The organism is Mycobacterium sp. PO1, assembly GCF_017312405.1.
Taxonomy (GTDB): Bacteria; Actinomycetota; Actinomycetes; order Mycobacteriales; family Mycobacteriaceae; genus Mycobacterium.
Genome location: NZ_BLTG01000018.1, coordinates 133,045 through 151,498, shown reverse-complemented (window position 1 = coordinate 151,498; position 18,454 = coordinate 133,045). Strand labels below are relative to the sequence as shown.

The 18,454-nt window shown below is 68.6% G+C and carries 17 protein-coding genes; 15 read left to right on the top strand and 2 right to left on the bottom strand.

Features of this window, described 5'->3' with window-relative positions; all coding sequences use genetic code 11:
* Window positions 1–2 precede the first annotated feature (2 nt).
* The 10 genes from J3476_RS08440 to J3476_RS08395 are packed head-to-tail and all read left to right on the top strand — an operon-like array spanning window position 3 to window position 10,267.
* A complete protein-coding gene (locus J3476_RS08440) occupies window positions 3–860 on the top strand; it encodes an ABC transporter permease (protein ID WP_207066035.1) in 858 nt (285 codons plus the stop codon).
* Window positions 861–2,546, top strand: coding sequence for an MCE family protein (locus J3476_RS08435; protein ID WP_207066034.1), 1,686 nt, complete (start codon window positions 861–863; stop codon window positions 2,544–2,546). It abuts the gene before it with no gap.
* Window positions 2,543–3,598 carry an MCE family protein gene (locus J3476_RS08430; RefSeq protein ID WP_207066033.1) on the top strand — a complete coding sequence of 352 codons (1,056 nt, stop codon included), beginning with the start codon at window positions 2,543–2,545 and terminating at the stop codon, window positions 3,596–3,598. The genes J3476_RS08435 and J3476_RS08430 overlap by 4 nt, the downstream gene beginning before the upstream one ends.
* On the top strand, window positions 3,591–4,631 hold the full coding sequence (locus J3476_RS08425; protein WP_207066032.1) for an MCE family protein: 1,041 nt from the start codon (window positions 3,591–3,593) through the stop codon (window positions 4,629–4,631). The genes J3476_RS08430 and J3476_RS08425 overlap by 8 nt, the downstream gene beginning before the upstream one ends.
* On the top strand, window positions 4,628–5,746 hold the full coding sequence (locus J3476_RS08420; protein ID WP_207066031.1) for an MCE family protein: 1,119 nt from the start codon (window positions 4,628–4,630) through the stop codon (window positions 5,744–5,746). Before J3476_RS08425 ends, J3476_RS08420 begins: the two co-directional genes overlap by 4 nt.
* On the top strand, window positions 5,746–6,939 hold the full coding sequence (locus J3476_RS08415) for an MlaD family protein (RefSeq protein ID WP_207066030.1): 1,194 nt from the start codon (window positions 5,746–5,748) through the stop codon (window positions 6,937–6,939). The genes J3476_RS08420 and J3476_RS08415 overlap by 1 nt, the downstream gene beginning before the upstream one ends.
* The gene (locus J3476_RS08410) at window positions 6,936–8,186 is read left to right on the top strand and encodes an MlaD family protein (RefSeq protein WP_207066029.1); all 1,251 of its coding nucleotides are present in this window, start codon (window positions 6,936–6,938) and stop codon (window positions 8,184–8,186) included. The genes J3476_RS08415 and J3476_RS08410 overlap by 4 nt, the downstream gene beginning before the upstream one ends.
* A gap of 28 nt (window positions 8,187–8,214) precedes the next feature.
* The gene (locus tag J3476_RS08405) at window positions 8,215–8,862 is read left to right on the top strand and encodes a DUF3329 domain-containing protein (protein WP_207066028.1); all 648 of its coding nucleotides are present in this window, start codon (window positions 8,215–8,217) and stop codon (window positions 8,860–8,862) included.
* A gap of 17 nt (window positions 8,863–8,879) precedes the next feature.
* Window positions 8,880–9,671, top strand: a complete 792-nt coding sequence (locus tag J3476_RS08400; protein WP_207066027.1) for a mannan-binding family protein — start codon at window positions 8,880–8,882, stop codon at window positions 9,669–9,671.
* Window positions 9,668–10,267, top strand: coding sequence for a hypothetical protein (locus tag J3476_RS08395; protein WP_207066026.1), 600 nt, complete (start codon window positions 9,668–9,670; stop codon window positions 10,265–10,267). The genes J3476_RS08400 and J3476_RS08395 overlap by 4 nt, the downstream gene beginning before the upstream one ends.
* 5 nt (window positions 10,268–10,272) lie before the next feature.
* On the opposite strand, the gene J3476_RS08390 is transcribed toward J3476_RS08395, so the two are convergent.
* The gene (locus J3476_RS08390; protein WP_207066025.1) at window positions 10,273–11,520 is read right to left on the bottom strand and encodes a TetR/AcrR family transcriptional regulator; all 1,248 of its coding nucleotides are present in this window, start codon (window positions 11,518–11,520) and stop codon (window positions 10,273–10,275) included.
* 439 nt (window positions 11,521–11,959) lie between these two features.
* Between J3476_RS08390 and J3476_RS08385 the strand changes: the two genes are divergently transcribed.
* On the top strand, window positions 11,960–13,525 hold the full coding sequence (locus J3476_RS08385; RefSeq protein ID WP_207066024.1) for a long-chain-fatty-acid--CoA ligase: 1,566 nt from the start codon (window positions 11,960–11,962) through the stop codon (window positions 13,523–13,525).
* Between the two features lie 3 nt (window positions 13,526–13,528).
* Here the strand turns inward: J3476_RS08385 and J3476_RS08380 are convergent, their stop codons facing one another.
* Window positions 13,529–14,152, bottom strand: coding sequence for a heme-binding protein (locus tag J3476_RS08380; protein WP_207066023.1), 624 nt, complete (start codon window positions 14,150–14,152; stop codon window positions 13,529–13,531).
* Between the two features lie 152 nt (window positions 14,153–14,304).
* Between J3476_RS08380 and J3476_RS08375 the strand changes: the two genes are divergently transcribed.
* From J3476_RS08375 to J3476_RS08360, 4 genes are read left to right on the top strand one after another with little or no spacing between them, the layout of a single operon-like run.
* A complete protein-coding gene (locus J3476_RS08375) occupies window positions 14,305–15,552 on the top strand; it encodes an FAD-dependent oxidoreductase (RefSeq protein WP_207066022.1) in 1,248 nt (415 codons plus the stop codon).
* Window positions 15,549–16,511, top strand: a complete 963-nt coding sequence (locus J3476_RS08370) for an o-succinylbenzoate synthase (RefSeq protein WP_207066021.1) — start codon at window positions 15,549–15,551, stop codon at window positions 16,509–16,511. The genes J3476_RS08375 and J3476_RS08370 overlap by 4 nt, the downstream gene beginning before the upstream one ends.
* A gap of 53 nt (window positions 16,512–16,564) precedes the next feature.
* Window positions 16,565–17,584: a GlxA family transcriptional regulator gene (locus J3476_RS08365; RefSeq protein ID WP_207066080.1), complete on the top strand. Its 1,020-nt coding sequence runs from the start codon at window positions 16,565–16,567 to the stop codon at window positions 17,582–17,584.
* A 12-nt stretch (window positions 17,585–17,596) separates the two neighbouring features.
* The gene (locus tag J3476_RS08360) at window positions 17,597–18,313 is read left to right on the top strand and encodes a DJ-1/PfpI family protein (protein ID WP_207066020.1); all 717 of its coding nucleotides are present in this window, start codon (window positions 17,597–17,599) and stop codon (window positions 18,311–18,313) included.
* Window positions 18,314–18,454 lie beyond the last annotated feature (141 nt).

The window sequence follows — 18,454 nt, the reverse complement described above, 5'->3', positions numbered from 1 at the left end:
CGATGACCGCATCCCAGTTCACCCCGGCCCTGTTCGCTCCGGCGCGAAAGCTCTACCAGCGCACCACCGGACCCATCGTGCGGCTCGGCCACATGCTGGTCTTCTTCGGCCGCGCGATCGCCGGCATCCCCGTCGCGTTCACCCACTACCGCAAGGAGTTCGTCCGTCTCCTCTCCGACATCGCTTGGGGCAACGGCTCGTTGGTGGTGGGCGGGGGCACGGCGGGCGTGGCGATCGTGCTGGGTATCACTGTCGGCGCGCTGGTGGGGATCGAGGGCTACAACTTTCTCGATCTGCTCGGGTTGGGGCCGGCGACCGGCATCATCTCGTCGTTGGTCAACACCCGTGAGCTCGCGCCGATCGCGGCGTCGCTGGCGTTCGCCACGCAGGCCGGTTGCCGCTTCACCGCGCAGCTCGGTTCGATGCGGATCGCCGAGGAGATCGACGCCCTGGATTCGCTGGGGATCCGGCCCATTCCGTATCTGGTGACCACCCGCCTGATGGCCGCGACCGTGGCCGCGGTCCCCCTGTACGTCGCCTGTCTGGCGGTGAGCTACCTGACCACCCAGGTCGTCGTCACGATCATCTCCGGCGGTTCGACCGGCTCCTATCTGCACTACTTCACGCTGATGCTGTCCGGGCAGGACATCGTGTACTCGATCATCAAGACCATCGTGTTCGTGTGGATCGCCTCGACGGTCCAGTGCTACTACGGTTTCTACGCCAGCGGCGGTCCGGTCGGGGTGGGGGTGGCTGCCGGCCACGCGATGCGCGCCAGCATCACCGTGGTGATCATGGTCAACATGCTGCTGACCATGGCGCTGTGGTCGGTCGACTCCGGCGCGAGGTTCGGGGGCTGAATGGGCAATTCGTTCGAAACGGACGGCCGCGGACCCTCCGACCGGCAGCTGCTGGCGGCCGGCCTCGCGTTGGTGGCGGTAGCCGCGGTGGTGACGGCGACGCTGCTGGTGAAGGCCACCGGTCGGCTGGACCCCTACGTGCGGGTGGTGGCCGACCTGGTCAACGTCGGTGACGGGCTGCCGCAACGCTCTGACGTGAAGTACCACGGCGTACTCGTCGGTGCCGTGCAGGACGTCACCCCCGCCGCGCACGGCGAGCCGAACTACGTGCACATCGATCTGGATCCGCACTACGCCAAGTCGGTTCCCGCGACCGTCACCGCACGAGTGGTGCCGAGCAACGTCTTCGCGGTGTCGTCGGTGCAGCTGGTCGACCAGGGGCACGGCCCGCCGATCAGTGAAGGCGCGCACATCCCCGAGGACACCGAGCTGCCCACCGTGCTGTTCCAGACGACGATCAGCAAGCTGCGCGACATCCTGGCGGCCACCGGCCGTGGCCGCGAGGACAAGACCATCGGCGTCTTGGCCGCCGTCAACGCCGCCACCGAGGATCGCCGCACCGAGCTGCTGACCAGTGGTGCTCAGCTCAGCAGGCTGGTCGACGAGATCGACTCCATCGTGGCGAGCGACCCGGGCCCGACGACGGTCTCGGCGCTCATCGACGCCACCCGGGGACTGCAGCAGACCGCCCCCGAGTTGATCGACGCGCTGCACGTGGCGGTGGAGCCGATGCGCACACTGGTCCGGCAACGCAGCCAACTGGATTCGCTGATCAGCGGTGGACTGCACACGCTCGGCACCACCGACACCGCGCTGAACAACCACACCGACAAGCTGGTCGAGATCAGCTCGGATCTGACCCCGGTACTGGGATCGCTGGCCGAGATCTCGCCCCACTGGGTGCCCGCCTTCGTCAAGCTCAACGGGTTGTCCGACAAGTTCTTCGACGAAGTGTGGATTCCCGAACAGGACACGGCGAACATGCGGGTGAACCTGTCGTTCACCCCGACCTACAGCTACACGCGGGCCGACTGCCCGCAGTACGCCGGGCTGAAGGGGCCGAGCTGTTACACCGCGCCGCTGGTGCCGACGCGTCCGGAGCTGCCGGATGTGCTTCTGCCCCAGAACTATCAGCCCCCTCCGGATCTGGCCCCGCCCAGCGGAACGGTGGTCGGTGAGAACGGCAATCTGGTGGCGGTCGGACCGCCACTGGTCGACCACAACCCGAGTCTGGCCGACCCGAATCCGCCGCTGCCGTCGTGGATGCCGCCGTCGGCGCCGGTGCCCGACACGGCCAACCCCGCGCTGGTGCCCGATCCCCAGCCCCCGCAGATCTTGTCTCCGGTGGCGCCGGTCGCGCCGAAACCCGGTGATCCGCCCCCACCTGCGCCCGCGCCACCGACCGGCCCGACCGGCCCGGCCGTCCCGGCTGCCCCCGGCGGGCCGGTCCTGCCCGCCGAGGCCGCGCCGGCCTCCTACGGCGGCAACTCCTACGGCGGCAATTTCTCCGGCGGAAATTTCTACGGCGGCAATGTGGGACCCGTTGGCAGTCAACAGGAACGCAACCAGCTCGCAGTGATCACCGGTCAGCCGGCCACCACGGCCACCCAACTGCTGCTCGGCCCCGTCGCGCGCGGTGCCACGGTGTCCCTGGCGGATTCGAACTCGAGAGGGGGGAATCGGTGAAGATCCGGGGCGCCGCAATCGGGCTGTCGTTGTTCATGGCGGTGGCGGTGACGGTGACGTGGCTGGTGTACGCGACACTGCGGCGTGACGTCGCCGGTCGGACGGTCCCGTACGCCGCAGTGTTCACCGACGTCTTCGGTCTGCGCGAAGGCGACGACGTCCGGATGGCCGGGGTGCGGGTGGGACGCGTCGAGGGCATCGAACTCGACGGCAAGCACGCCAGGGTCGATTTCGTGGTGCAGAGCGACCAGCAGGTGCTCGGCACGACGGTCGCGTCGGTGACGTACCAGAACATCGTCGGACAGCGGTACCTCGGGCTGTCGCTGGGCAGCGTCGGCGACCCGGGACCGTTGCCGGCGGGCAGTGTCATTCCCGTCGAACGCACCGACCCGTCGTTCGACGTCGGTGCGCTCCTCAACGGTTACGAGCCGCTGTTCAGCCTGCTGGACCCGAACGCCGCCGACGACCTGACCCAGGGAGTGATCCAGTCCCTGCAGGGGGACAACGCGTCGATCACGGCGCTGGTCGATCAGACCTCACAGCTCACCGACGCCTTCGCCGGACGCGACGAGGAACTCGGCGCGGTCATCACCGACCTCAACTCGGTGGTCGGCAATCTCGCCCGGCACAACGACGATCTCGACCAGGTGATCACCACCACCCGCGGCGTGGTGTCCAGCTTCGAGGCGCGCCGACCCGAGCTGGTCGACTCGATGGGCACCATCTCGCGGGTGATGAGCCAACTGTCGACGATCAGCGACGAGGTGGAGCCCGACCTCACCGAACTGGTCACCCGCGAGCCGGGATTCACCCGGCACATGGTCAGCATCGAACCGCAGCTGGCCTTCACCGGAGCCAATCTGCCGCTGCTGCTCAAGGGATTCGCCCGCATCACCAACGAAGGGGCGTACGCCAACGCGTACGCCTGCGATCTGAACGCCACCGGCTTCTTCCCCGGCCTCAACGACGTGGTCCCGATCGTCGTCGACGCGGCCACGCCCGGCAACGACGCCACCTACAGCCCCCGATGCAGGAACCTGGCCAATGGCTGAAGCATCGACCAGACGCCGGAAGAAGCCGCTCGAGGAGCGCAACAAGACGCTGCTCGGCGTGGGAGCGATCGCGGTGGTGGCCGTCGTGGTCGGCGCCATGCTCATGGTGCAGTTGGCCAACATCGGTTACCGGCACTACGCGGCGAAGTTCCTGCAGGCCGCCGCACTTCAGGTGGGCAATCCCATCGTGGTGGCAGGAATCCCGGTCGGTGAGGTGACCAGCATGACGCTGGCCGGAGATCATGTCGAGGCCGGGCTCAAAGTCCGCGACGACATCGTCTTCGGCCGGGAGTCCCGGGCCGTCATCAAGGTGACCACCATCCTCGGATCGCGATATCTGTCGCTGGAACCCGACGGCGCGGGGACGTTGCCGGACGACACCTTCGACCTGCGTCACACCGAGGTTCCCTACGATCTGCAGGAAGCGCTCGCCGACGTGACCCGGACCTATGAGCAGGTCGACTCGGACAGGTTCGCCCAATCCCTGGCGATCCTGGGTAAGCAACTCGAAACACTGCCACCGGTGGTACCGCAGGCGCTGGCGAACACGCACACGCTGTCGACGATCATCGCCGAACGGCGAGATCAGTTGGGCCAGCTGCTTGAGACCACCGAGATGGTGAGCACGACCCTGCGCCGACAACAGTCCACGATCGGCAGCCTGGTCAACCAGGGCAACGCGCTGCTGGGCGAGTTCGTGGCGCGCCGGGCGAGCTTCCACGCGATGATGGCAGCGCTGACCAACCTCGTGGAGACGCTGAGCACCGTGGCGGTGGACAACCGCCCCGAACTGGAGCAGCTGCTCATCGACCTGCGGGAACTCTCCGGAATGCTCAGCGAGCACGACGATCTGCTGCGCAGCACGTTGCAGGCGGGCCCGCCCGCGCTGCGCGGGCTCGCCAACGCCACCGGAAACGGCAACGCCGTCGACCTGAACGTCACCAACGGTCTGCTGGTGGATTCGTGGATGTGCGCGATCAGCGGCCGCGCCAAACAGTTCGACATGATCCAGTACTTCCAGGACTGCAAATGACCAGCCGCAGAACCAGACTCGCTGCACTGACCGGCACCGTGCTGATCGCCGCCTTGGTGGCTGCCGGAATCGGGTGGTCGTACCTGGCGGAGCGGATGGACACGATCACGGTGACCGCACAGTTCGACAGCGCCGCGGGCCTCTACGTCGACAACACCGTTGCGGTACTGGGCATGCCGGTGGGCACAGTCACCGAGATCCGGCCGATGGGCGGCTACGTCGAGGTCGACTTCACCGTCGACCGCGACGTCAAGATACCCGCCGACGTCCAGGCCGTGACGATCTCCAACTCGATCCTGACCGACCGGCAGATCGAGCTGACCCCGCCCTATCAGGACGGGCCGACGCTGGCGGATCACGCCACCATCGGACTGGACCGCACCAAGACCCCGGTCGAGTTCGCCCGCGTGCTCGACGTGCTGGACAAGCTGTCGATGTCGCTGGAGGGCGACGGCAGAGGCAACGGCCCCCTCGCCGACGTCGTCGACGCCAGCGCGGCCGTCGTGGACGGCAACGGCCAGCAGATGAAGGACGCGCTCGGTGAGCTGTCGGAGGCGTTGCGGCTCAGCGCCGATCGCGGTGACGTGACCCGCGACCAACTCACCACCATCATCGGCAACGTCAGCTCCCTGTTCGAGGCCGCGGCCGCCAACGAGGCCACCCTCGACGAATTCGGGAGCTCCGTGCGTCAACTCAGCCAGGTCCTCGCCGACGAGGACTTCGGCACCGGCGCCACCGGCCGCAAGCTCGAGGACGTCATCAACCAGGTCGGTGAAGTGCTCGACACCCACCGCGACGAGGTCAGACAGATCGTCGCCAACGGCGATGTCGCCGTGACGACGACGGTGGACCACCAGCGTGACCTGATGGAGTTCCTCGACGTGGCGCCGATGACGCTGGACAACCTCTACAACATCATCGACAAGAAGAACGGTGCGGTGCGGGTGCACGTCCTCACCGACAAGGTGTTGTTCGACACGCAGACCGTCAAGGAGATGTGCAACATGATGGGACTGCGCCAGTTGGGTTGCAGCACCGGCACGTTGCAGGACTTCGGGCCCGACTTCGGGCTGTCGTACGTGCTCGACGGGCTGGCCGCGATGGGGCAGAAGTGATGCGCGGTCGCCGTATCCGGAAGACCTGGCTCGCGGCGGCCGTCGCAACAGTCACCGTCAGCGGCTGCGCCACCGAAGGTCTGGCCAGCCTCCCGCTGCCCGCACCCGGAGTCGACGCGGACGGCTACACGCTGACCGCGGTGTTCGCCAACGCGCTGAACCTGCCCGCACACGCCAAGGTCAAGCTGGCGGGTGCCGACGTCGGACAGCTCGAATCGATGCAGGCCCGCAACTACACGGCGGTGACCACGCTGCGGATCATGGACGGCGTGCAGCTGCCCGAGGGCAGCACCGCCGAGCTGCGCTCGGCGACCCCGCTGGGCGACGTGTTCGTGTCGATCAAGCCGCCCACGCCGGTGGTGCCGGGCGCCCGGCTGCTCGGTGACGGCGACGTGATCCCCCTGGAAGCGACGACTGCTGCGGCAACTGTCGAGTCGGTGCTGAGCTCGGCGGCAATCCTGGTGAACGGTGGCGCGGTGCGCAACTTCACCAACATCATCAACGGCCTGGGGCGGGCCACCGGTGACCAGGGGCAGGCGTTCGGTGACCTGATCAGCAAGACCAACCACACCCTGGGCAGGCTCAACGCCCGCTCCGAGCAGATCTCCACGGCGTTGACCGAGACGACGAACCTCGCCGCCCAGATCGAAACCAAGAACGAGGTGCTCGGGGAACTGATGTCCGAAGCCGGACCGGCCACCGACACGCTGGCCGACCAGACCGACCAGATCGCCGATCTGGTGACTCAACTCGGTGACGTCGGTGGGCAGCTGCAGAAGTTCCCGTCCGTCGCCGGTGACGACACCAGCGGTCGCAGTGTGATCGCGGACGCCAACACGATCGCCGCGGCGTGGAACGACGTGGTGCTGGCCCCCGATGCCACCCTCTACTCCCTCAACCGGTTGATGCCGCCGTTCGTCAAATCGATGCCCAGCAATGCCATTTCGACCAGGGTGAGCATCGACCGGTTGGTCCTCGGCTCGATCCCGGATATCGGTTTCGCCGGCGACGAAGGTCTGCACGGACCGAAGCGGTACAACTGGCACCAGCTGGTCGGATCGCTGAAGTTCACGCTGCTGCGGTTGCAGGAACGGATCGTCGGCAAGGGCCCCGCCGTGCCGCAGGTTCCGGTGGCGCCCAGCCCGACCGAACCGGGGCAGATCGTCACCGTCGCACCGGAGCCGCCTCGATGATCAACGGAGCAGCCAACACTGTCGTCGGGGTGGTGCGATGGGGTCATCGCCGGCGGGCGTGGTTGTCCGCCGCCGCACTGGTGCTGACGCTCGTGGTGGCGAGCGCGTACCTGCTCCTCGGCGCGCTGCGGGTCAATCCGTTCGCCGCGAGTTACCGGGTCGTGGTGCAGCTGCCCGAATCCGGCGGGTTGCTGCCGAACCAGGACGTCACGTTGCGCGGTGTTCCGGTCGGGCGGGTGCAGAGTCTGGAGATCACCCCGGCCGGGGTGGATGCTCACATCACGCTCGACGCCGCGGTCAAGATCCCTGAGGCCAGTGACGTCCAGGTCTCGGGACTCTCGCCGGCCGGTGAGCAGTACATCAACTTCGCCGCGGCGTCGGCCGCCGGCCCCTATCTGAGGGACGGAAGCGTGATCGGACTCGGCCGGGCGGAGGTCCCGGTGACCCTGGCCACGCTGCTGGCACACGCCGACGGCGCCCTCGCCCAGACCGATGTCGGCAAGCTCGAGGTCATCAGGCGCGAGCTGAGCATGTCCGAAGCCGGTCCGCAGAAGCTCGCCGACATCATCGACGGGGGCTCCTTCCTTCTCTCGACGCTGGATTCGGTGCTGCCGGAGACCTCGAGCATGCTGCGGACCAGCCGGGTTTCGTTGCAGCTGGCCGCCGACAAGAATGCCGGCATCGAGGTCGCGTCGGACAATCTGAGGGAAACTCTGAGCGGGGTGGCCTCGATGCAGGACGGGTACCGCCGGCTGACCGACCGCGCACCGCGGTCGCTGAACTCCGTGGACAATCTGTTCACCGACAACTCCGACACGATGGTGCAGCTGCTGGGCAGCCTGGCCAGCACGTCGCAGCTGCTGTACCTACGGGTCCCGGCGCTGAACTCGCTGTTCCCCGAGTACCGCACCTCGCTGCTGGATGCGATCGGAAGCACGATGCACGACAACGGATTCTGGGCCACCGGCGACATCTATCCGCGCTACGCCTGCGAGTACGGCACCCCGCGCCGGCCCCCGTCGTCGGCGGACTATCCGGAGCCGTTCATGTACACGTACTGCCGCGACGATCATCCCGGCGTGCTCGTGCGCGGCGCCAAGAACGCGCCGCGACCCGCAGGCGACGACACCGCGGGCCCGCCGCCGGGCGCCGACCTCGGCCGCACGACCGACCCGACCCCCAAGGGGCGCTACACCATTCCCACTCCGTACGGTGGCCCGACTCTGCCGATCGAGCCCCCGCGCTGAACCCCGACCTCACCACGAAGGAGCCTCCATGCCGTCGACCACCGGCGAAGATCTCGACGACCAGAAGGCCGACACGGCCGGAGACGACACCGCCACCTCGGACGGCGCCGCGACTGAAGGGCTGACCGACGACGCCGCGGCGGAGCCGGACACCGCGGGAGACGGCGACAGCGACGACGCCGGGCCCGCGACCCCAGGTCGGCGACGCCGGTTTCTGGTCGGCGCATTGGCCGCCCTGGTGGTGGCTGGGTTCGCGACGTCGGGATATCTCGGCTGGCAGCTGTGGCAGGACCGGCAACTGGAACAGGCTGCGGCGCAGGCTCAGACCGCTGCGGTGTCCTACGCGCAGGTGCTCACCAGCATCGACTCCACCAATGTCGACGAGAACTTCGCGCAGGTGCTCGACGGGTCGACCGGTGAGTTCAAGGACATGTACACCAAGTCCAGCACCCAGTTGCGTCAGCTGCTGATCGACAACGAGGCGTCCGCCCGCGGGGTGGTGCTCGAGTCGGCGGTGCAGTCGGCGTCCGAGAACCAGGTCGTGGTGTTGTTGTTCGTCGACCAATCGGTCCAGAACGCCAGCGTGCCCGACCCGCGTATCGACCGCAGCAGAATCAAGATGACGATGGACCACGTCGACGGCCGCTGGCGCGCAAGCCAGGTCGAGCTTCCCTGAAAGGCGGGCAACGCGTCATGCGCAACGCTGGACTGGCAGCGGCATTCGTCGTGGTCGCCACGGCACTGGGCCCGGCGCCGACGGCTTCGGCATCGGCGACCTCGTTCTGCGAAGAACTCGGCGGCGCCTGGAACGGCCAGTACTGTCACACGACAGTCCAGTCCGACCGAAACGCGGTGCGTGACATCAAGGTCGCGATTCCCACCGAACTGATCGACGACCCGGCTGCGGGTCCGGTGCTGCGCGACTATCTGGCCACGTTGGTCGGCAATTGGCGCACCGTCGGGCAACGCATGGCCGCCGACAGCTTCGGCGAGGGTAACTATCAGGTGTTCCGGCATGGGGACGCGCTGTCGCTGGTCTACCGCGAGACCTACCACGCCGACGGCCCCGACTTCAACAACGCCTACCGGACCTTCACCTTCGACATGGCCCGCGGCGCGAGGCTTCACCTCGCCGACCTCGTGAAACCCGGGGTCGATCCACTGACCGCAATTCCGCCTCTCGCGCACCCGTACATCGTTGCGGCCCTCGACGCGGCCCCGCCGCCGCATCAGCCGGGCAGCTACCCGTTCGTCGCAGAACGCTGGACGCCCGACACGGTGTACTCGGGAGGTTACAAGGCCTGGGCTCTGACCCCCGACGAGCTGATGATCTACATGCCGGACTATCCGGTCGGACGAGACTCACCCACCGACTTCACGCCGGGGGTGATGCAGTGGTCGATGGACGGAGGGACGGTGCAGGCGCGGATTCCGCTCGCCGCGCTCGCCGGTGTCCTGCGTCCCGAGTTCGGCGGAACGCCGTGACACTCGGGCGATTCGTCGCCAAGAGTCTCGCCGTGGCAGTCGTCGCGCTGGTAGCCGCACCGGCGGCGACCGCGCAGCCCGACAGCGGAGCCGGCACGCCGTCGCTGCCGGTGTTCGAGCCCTATCCGTCGGACTGGACTCCGGACTACACGCCGTTTCCGTACAACCTGTGGCAGGTCAGGGTCACCCCGGAACAGATTGCCGCCGAACGTGACGCATGCCAATGGTTCAACGCCCAGTACGGTCCGCTGATGGACGGGGTCTTCGGCTTCCAGGGCTTCCTCGGCGACCGCGACGACGACTGGGGGGCGCCGGGAGTGCAGACCGCTGCGGCGACCGTCGCGGCCAACCTCGACCGGTCTGCGGCGTTCCTGGACCCCCGGGCCCACACGCTGTTCATCACCAACTATCCCGATCAGAGCCAGTATTCACCACTGTTCCACGGAGATTCGATCTACCGGTTGTGGTTTCAGTTCACCCAGATCAGCGACAAGATCACTCGCCGGTTGCCGTCCGGGCAGATCAATGCCAACGTCGCGACGGCAAACGTGTACGGCACCGCCATCCGGGATTCGGGTGTGTGTGACGGCGCGTGAGGATGTCAGGCCGACAAACCGTCGACAGATAGGGGACCGCGGCGGCGGCACGTGTCAGCGCCCAGCAGTGTGACACGCACGAGCGTCCGCACCAGCGTTCGAGTTTCGGCGGAATCGTCGTAGTCGGCCAACCGGCCCAGGTCGACGACCAACGTGAAGGTGGCGTGCACGATGAAGCGGGCCTCGGCCAGCTGCGTCGCCGGCCGGACGTCGGTGACCAACTGCGCCCACCGCTCCACGGTCGCGCGCTGGATGTTGTGCAGAATCCTGGCGTCGTCGGCAGGCAGGTTGCCCTTCTCGGTGTAGTACAGATAGGCCAGTTCCGGACTCGCAAAAGACCTGGCGATGTAGGCGTCGACTAGCCTGTCCAGCACCAGGCCCGGATCCGTCTCCGCGGCGAGCGCTTCGGAGAGGTCGGCCGACACCCGGTCGGCGGCGCGGCGGAAGGCGGCGGACAGGATGTCCGCCTTTCCGGCGAAATAGCGGTAGATGCCCGACGCGGGCATGCCCGCGGCCGCAGCGATATCGGCGATGGTGGTGTCGTGATATCCGTTCTTGTGGAACAGCTTCAACGACTCCTTCAGCAGTGACTCGTACTTCATCGCGGGACCGGTGTCCGTGGGGAGCTGCGTGGGGGAAGACTGCTGCGTCGTCGACGGGAGCGGCGCGGTGGGCAGTTCGGCGTCGAGTATGTCCGACGCCAAGGTCGACAGCAGCGCCCGAATCTGGCGGGTGCTCAGTGTGGCGTGGTGGTCGGCGATCGAGCCGATCACGCTCAACGCCGCCGACGACAACGTCCACCGCTGCAACGAGGTCAGATCGGGGCGCATCTGCATCAACGGACGGTGCAGCCGGCGGTGCACGAGCTTGACCTGTGCCGCCAGCACCGCCCGGTCCTGCGCGCGCAGGTAGCGCCCCTCCCAACGGTAGGGTCCGCTGAATGCGCGGTTGGCCAGAGAGGTGTCGATGAGAGCATCGAGCAGCTGGCGCCGGAGGCTGGTGGGATCGACGTCCGTTGCGGCGTCGGCGAAGTCGGTGGCGGTGACGAGTTGTCCGCTCAACCCGAGAATCGCGTCGCGGAACAGATCGTATTTGCTTGGGGCGTGGCGGTACAACGCCGCAGCCGAGACACCGACGCGTGCCGCGATCTGCTCCATGCTCACCGCATGAAAGCCGGAGGTGCTGAACGCGTCGGAGGCCGCGCGGGCGATCTGCGCCTTCCGGTCGCGAGGACGCTTCTGGGCCGGCGGCATGCTCTCGAGCCTAGCTTGTCGCCGAAGCCGGGAGCGCCGAATCACTTACAACTTCATGACGTCTCCGAGCCGATGGATGTACGCGTCAAAGGCCGATACGAGTAGGTCAATCGGTATGTCGGGGACGACAGCTCACGTGTATCACGTTTGAGAACACTCATTAACATCGTGCTGCCTGCACGTCGACATCTCGCGCCGTCTGCGGTGACATCGCGGACTTGGCGGCCGGCGGCGATGCCTGACGACGGAGGTTTCGTCGCAATACGTGGCCCCTTCGCGCGCCGACGTTCCGTAGAGCACGGAATCACCATTCACATGTACCGTGGTAAACAGTCGATGACATCTACATTTTGCAAGGGAGCCATTGAACCTGTGAATCACTTGAATGGGATTGGGCGAAACCTGTCAGCGGCAGCCGACCGCGTGGCACGCTTCTGACATGAACCTGCCCGAACCCCGTTTTCTGGATGAACGCGTCGCGCAGTGGGCCGAGATCAAGCCCGACGCCGAGGCGATGGATTATCTCGACCGGTCGTGGACCTGGTCGCAGTGGAACGACCGCATCCGGCGGCTGGCCGGGGCGCTCACCGAGCGTGGCATCGGCCGCGGCGACGTCGTCGCGTTCCTCGACAAGAACCACCCGGCGTGCGTCGAGCTGACCTATGCCGCTGCGTCTCTGGGCGCGGCCAACGCGGTCATCAACTTCCGGCTGGCCGCTGACGAGCTCGACTTCGTCCTCAACGACTCCGACGCGAAGCTGCTCGTCGTCGGGGCGGAGTTCGCGCCGGCGATCGACAAGATCCGCGACCGGCTCACCCACATCGAGCACGTCGTCACCGTCACCCCGGACGGCGGAGACGGTGACGAATACGAGGCCATGCTGGCCGCCGCGTCGCCGGTCGATCGGAGCGCCGACGTCGATCCCGGCGACGTGTGCATCATCATGTACTCGTCGGGCACCACCGGCCGGCCCAAGGGCGTGGAGCTCACCCAGGCCAACATCATCGCCCACACCGTCAACGCCCACCAGGGCTTCGAATTCGACGAGGGCGACAAGAACATGGTGTCGATGCCGCTGTTCCACGTCGGCGGCATGTCCTATGTCCAATTCGGTATCTACGACGGCATTCCCAGCGTCATGACCCGCGACGTCGACGGCGCAGCGCTGGCCGGGGCCATTCTCAAAGGCGCCAACCGCACGTTCCTCGTCCCGGCCGTGCTGGCCAAGGTCCTGGAGACGGGCGAGGACGCGGTCAAGCTCTTCGGCGCGCTCAAGACCTACGGCTACGGCGCCTCGCCGATGCCGCTGCCGCTGCTGCGCCAGGCACTGGACGCGTGGCCCGACACCGACTTCGTCCAGGCCTACGGTCTGACCGAGGTGTGCGGGGTGATCAGCCAGCTGCTGCCCGACGCGCATCGCGCCGAGGACCACCCCGAGCGGTTGACCAGCGCCGGAACCCTGGTGCCCAACGCCGAGGTGCGGGTCGTCGACCCGGACACCCTGGAGGACGTGCCGACCGGCGAGCAGGGTGAATTGTGGTTCCGCACAACGCAGTTGATGAAGGGATACCACAACCGGCCGGAGGCCACCGCTGAAGCGATCACGCCGGACGGCTGGTTCCGCACCGGCGACATCGGCCGCGTCGACGACGGCGGCTACATCTTCGTCGAGGACCGGCTCAAGGACATGATCATCTCCGGCGGCGAGAACATCTACTCGCTGGAGGTGGAGCGGGTGCTGGCCGAGCACGACGCGGTGGTCGACGTCGCGGTCATCGGCGTGCCCGACGACAAATGGGGCGAGGTCGTCAAGGCCGTCGTGGTGATCGAGGGCGAGGTCTCCGAGTCCGAGCTCATCGCCTTCGCGCGGGAACGGCTGGCGGGCTACAAGTGCCCGAAGTCGGTCGACATCCGCGACGAGCTGCCGCGCAACCCCACCGGCAAGGTGCTGAAGAAGGAGCTGCGCAAGCCGCACTGGGAGGGCCGCGACCGCGCCACGGTGTGACACTCAGATCGCGACGGTGACCTCGTTGCGCCGAAGGAACGGCAGCGTCCACGGCGGATCATAGAACCATGACGTCGGCTCGCCGGCGGGTTCTATCCCGTTGTCGCGCAACGTGTTCATCAGCTCCTCGGTCCGCGCGGCGACGGCCTGAGCGCTGCGGTCGCCGGTGAACCGCAGCACGGCGACCGTCTCGGCGGGCACCTGGACGAGTCGCACGGTGTCGTCATCGGGCGTGGGCAGCGTTTCCATCGACCACTTCGACGGCATGAAGAACCGCACGGTCCAGCCCTGCTCGGCGCTGCCGGTCTGGGCCACCGGAGCGGTCATCGCGATGTCGTCGCCGCCGGACCGGGCCTGCCCGACCGGCGCGGTCATCGCGATCTCCGCCTCGCGGTGGTTACCGCCGAAGATGTAACCGGCGAGCCGGCGGAAGCCGGTGTTCAGCGCGCCCTGCTTCTCTCCGCTGACGGTGGTCTCGGCGGCGATGCGCGGGCCGTACTCACGGATCTCGACCGCCTCGGTCAGGCTGCGCTTGATGTAGTGCGGTTCCTCCACGGTGCGGATGCCGGCGATGGACAGCGCGGACTCGGCGACCTGCCCGACGACCTTGGTGATTTTCTGGAACACAGGACCTCCTCTTCGCAGGGGCTACCCACGCCCGGACACGATGTCACCTGTGATTCGGGGCCGGCGCAGCACCGGATGGGGATCAGCCCGTCACGAGTTGGTCACCGCCGCGCGGCTGTCATAGTGGAGCCGACGGGTAACCATGAGCTGCGATGAGTGTTGACGACATGGATGTGCTGGTGATCGGCGCCGGGCTGGCCGGCCTGCGGTGCGCGGGTGTGCTGACCGCGGCCGGACGTGACGTGCACGTGTGGGAAGCCTCCGACGGCATCGGCGGCCGGGTCCGCACGGACGTCGTCGACGGGTTCCGCTGCGACCGCGGCTTTCAGGTGCTCAACCCCGCCTATCCGGAGCTGGGGCGCGCCGTGGACGTCGACGCGCTGCGGCTGCAGCCCTTCGGCGCCGGCGTGGCGGTCCGCCGTGAGCGCGGCTCGACCGTGTGGGTGCATCCGCTGCGGCTGCCGCAGAAGGTGCCGGCGATGCTGGCCCGCGGCGGGCTCGGCCCCAGAGATGTGTTGGCGGCGGCGCGGTGGGTGGCGCCCGCGCTGCGTCCCGGCGTGCTGAAGTCGGGTAACACCGACGCCACCCTGCGCGAAGCGCTCGACGCCGCCGGCGTGCGCGGTGAACTCCGCCGCGTGATCGACCGGTTCCTCGCCGGGGTGCTGCTGGACGACACCGGTGTCACGTCGAATGCGTTCGCGCTGCTGCTGGCCCGCATGTTCGTCCTCGGGGTGCCGTCTCTGCCCGCCGGCGGCATGGCCGCGCTGCCCGCCGAACTCGCCCGCCCGCTGCGAGACCGGATCACGCTGCACCGCAAGGCCGTCGAGATCCGTCGCGACAGCGGTCGGTTCGTCGTCTCCGACGGCTCGGACACGGTGCGGGCCGCACAGGTGGTCGTCGCCGCCGATCCCGTCACCGCGGCCGGGCTCGCCGGGCTGCCCGAACCGGACATGCACGGCGTGGTGACCGATTGGTGGGCCACCGACCAGCCGCAGACCGGGCCGGCGATGCTGTGGGTGGACGGCCGCCCCGCGAACCCGGGGCCGGTGCTCAACACCGCCGTCATCAGCGCTGCCGCACCGACCTACGCGCCGCCCGGTCGCCACCTGATCGCCGCGTCGGCCCTGGCGGCGCCCGACGGCTCCGCCCCCGATGAAGCCGTGACCCGGCGGCACGCGGCGGCGATCCTCGGCGCCGACGCGTCGGGCTGGGAGCTGCTCATCCGCCACGAGATCCCGCACGCGCTGCCGGCGCAGTCGCCTCCGCTGTCGGTGCGCCGCCCCGTCCGCGTCCAGGACGGGCTGTGGGTGTGCGGCGATCACCGCGACACCGCCTCGATCCAGGGGGCCCTGGTCAGCGGCCGCCGCGCCGCCGAGGCCGTGCTGGCGGGCGCCGGGTGACCCGTCCCGAGCTGTCGGATGTGCTGGACCGGCTGCACGTCGTCTCTCTGCCCATGCGGGTGCGGTTCCGCGGGATCACCACCCGCGAGATCGCGCTGATCGACGGCCCGGCGGGTTGGGGCGAGTTCGGGGCATTCCCCGAGTACGGCCCACCCGAGGCGGCGCACTGGCTGGCCGCCGCCATCGACGCCGCCTATCGGCCGCTGCCGTCGGTGCGGCACGCCCGCATCCCGATCAACGCCACGGTGCCGGCGGTGCCCGCCGACGCGGTGGCCGACGTGCTCGCCCGGTTTCCCGGTGCGCGCACCGCGAAGGTGAAGGTCGCCGAACCCGGTCAGTCGCTGGCCGACGACGTTGCCCGGGTCAACGCGGTGCGGTCGCTGGTGCCGACCGTGCGAGTGGACGCCAACGGCGGTTGGAGCGTCGACGACGCGGTGACCGCCGCGCGGGCGCTGACCGCGGACGGTCCCCTGGAGTACCTCGAACAGCCGTGTGCGACGGTGCCCGAACTCGCCGAGGTCCGCCGCCGCGTGCAGGTGCCGGTGGCCGCCGACGAGAGCATCCGCAAGGCCGAGGATCCGCTGCACGTGGTGCGCAGCCGCGCCGCCGATGTCGCGGTGCTCAAGGTGGCCCCGCTGGGCGGGGTGCGGGCCATGCTGGCCGTCGCCGAGCAGATCGACATCCCGATCGTGGTGTCCAGCGCCCTGGACTCGGCGGTGGGCATCGGCATCGGTCTGGTCGCCGCGGGGTGTCTGCCGTCGTTGCCCCACGCCTGCGGGCTCGGCACCGGAGGACTGTTCGTCGACGACGTCGTCGAGGCCGTCGTGCCGGTCGACGGCGAATTGCCCGCGGCGGCCGTGGCCCCCGACCCGGCGCGGGTCACCGCGCTGGCAGCGGCGCCCGAGCGTGTCCGGTGGTGGATCGACCGGATCCGCGCCTGCTGGCCAATGCTGTCCTGATCTGTGGGGTGCATGGCCTGGACGCCACGACGAAGGTGGCCAACACTGAGGTCATGCCGCGCACGGTGCTCCTCGTCGGGTTCCCCGGCGTGCAGGCGCTGGATCTGGTGGGTCCGTTCGAGGTGTTCACCGGGGCCTCGCTGTACGCCGACGCCCGCGCCGCGGGCACGGATTACGACGCCCGCACCGTGGGCACGGGTTACGACGCCCGCACCGCGGGCACGGGTTACGACGTGCGCATCGTGTCCGTCGGCGGCGCACCGGTGGCCACCGGAACCGGCCTGACCCTGGTGGCCGATCCGCTACCCGACCCGGGCGAGCCGGTCGACACCGTGGTGCTGCCCGGTGGCGCGGGCACCGAGTCGGCCCGCGGTGACGCCGAGCTGATCGACTGGATCACGGCGGTGTCCGCGAAGGCCCGCCGGGTGGTCAGCGTCTGCACCGGGGCTGTGCTGGCCGCCGAGGCCGGGCTGCTCGACGGGTGCGTGGCGACCACGCACTGGGCGTTCGCCGCCCAGCTGGCGGCCGAATTCCCCGCCGTCACCGTCGATCCCGATCCGATCTTCGTGCGCAGCTCGTCGAAGGTCTGGACCGCTGCGGGCGTCACCGCGGGCATCGACCTGGCGTTGGCGCTCGTCGAGGACGATCACGGCACCGAGGCCGCCCAGACGGTGGCCCGCTATCTGGTGCTACCCCTGCGCCGCCCCGGCGGGCAGACCCAGTTCGCGGCGCCGGTGTGGATGCCGCGGGCCCGGCGCCGCCCCATCCGCGACGTCCAGGACGCCATCGACGCCGAACCCGGTGGCACGCACAGTGTCTCCGAGCTCGCCCGGCGGGCAGCCATGAGCCCGCGCCACTTCACGCGCGTCTTCACCGACGAGGTCGGTGAGGCGCCCGGCGCCTACGTCGAGCGGATCCGCACCGAGGCGGCGCGCCGGCAACTCTGTGAGACCGACGACCCGGTCACCGTCATCGCCACCCGGTGCGGGTTCGGCTCCGCGGAGACGTTGCGGCGCAACTTCGTTCGCCGCCTCGGTGTGTCCCCTGACCAGTACCGCAAGACATTCGCCTGATAAGGAGAACCCATGCAGATCGCGATCATGCTCTACCCCGGATTCACCGCCCTGGACTTCATCGGACCCTACGAGAGCCTGCACTACCTTCCCGATGCCGACGTCCGGTTCGTCTGGCACGAACCCGGGCCGGTCACCGCCGATTCCGGCGTGTTGGTGGTCGGGGCCACCCACTCGTTCGACGAAACACCCGCCCCGGATCTCGTGCTGGTGCCGGGCGGTTTCTCGACGCTGCAGCACGCCCGCGACGAGAAGGTCCTCGACTGGGTGCGCCGGGTGCACCAGAGCACGCAGTGGACGACATCGGTGTGCTCGGGCTCGGTGATCCTGGCCGCGGCCGGGCTGCTCGAGGGTAAACGGGCGACGTCGCACTGGGCGGCGCTGCCGGTGCTGCGCACGTTCGGCGTGGAGCCGGTGGGGGATGAGCGCATTGTCGATGCCGGCGAGCGGATCGTCACCGCGGCCGGGGTGTCGGCCGGCATCGACCTGGGGCTGTGGCTGGCCGGGCGGATCGGTGGTGAGGCGAAGGCCAAGGCCATCCAGCTGTCGATGGAGTACGACCCAAAGCCGCCGTTCGATTCCGGGCACATGTCGAAGGCCTCGGCGGCCACCAAGGCGACCGCCACCGCGATGATGGGCCGCCAGTTGGCGACCCCCGCCGCGCTGGCGGCCTCGACCGGGCTGCTGTGGGATGCGGCACTGGCCCGCGTGCGCCGGGCCCGCCGCTGATCGCCGAGTCTGGGCTGAGCGCGTCGCTGATCGCCGAGACTGGCCTGAGCGCGTCGCTGATCGTTGATACTGCGGTGAGCGCGCACTTTTCTCGCACTTTTCCACCCTGGATGCAGTCTCAACGGGGATCGACGTAGCGTC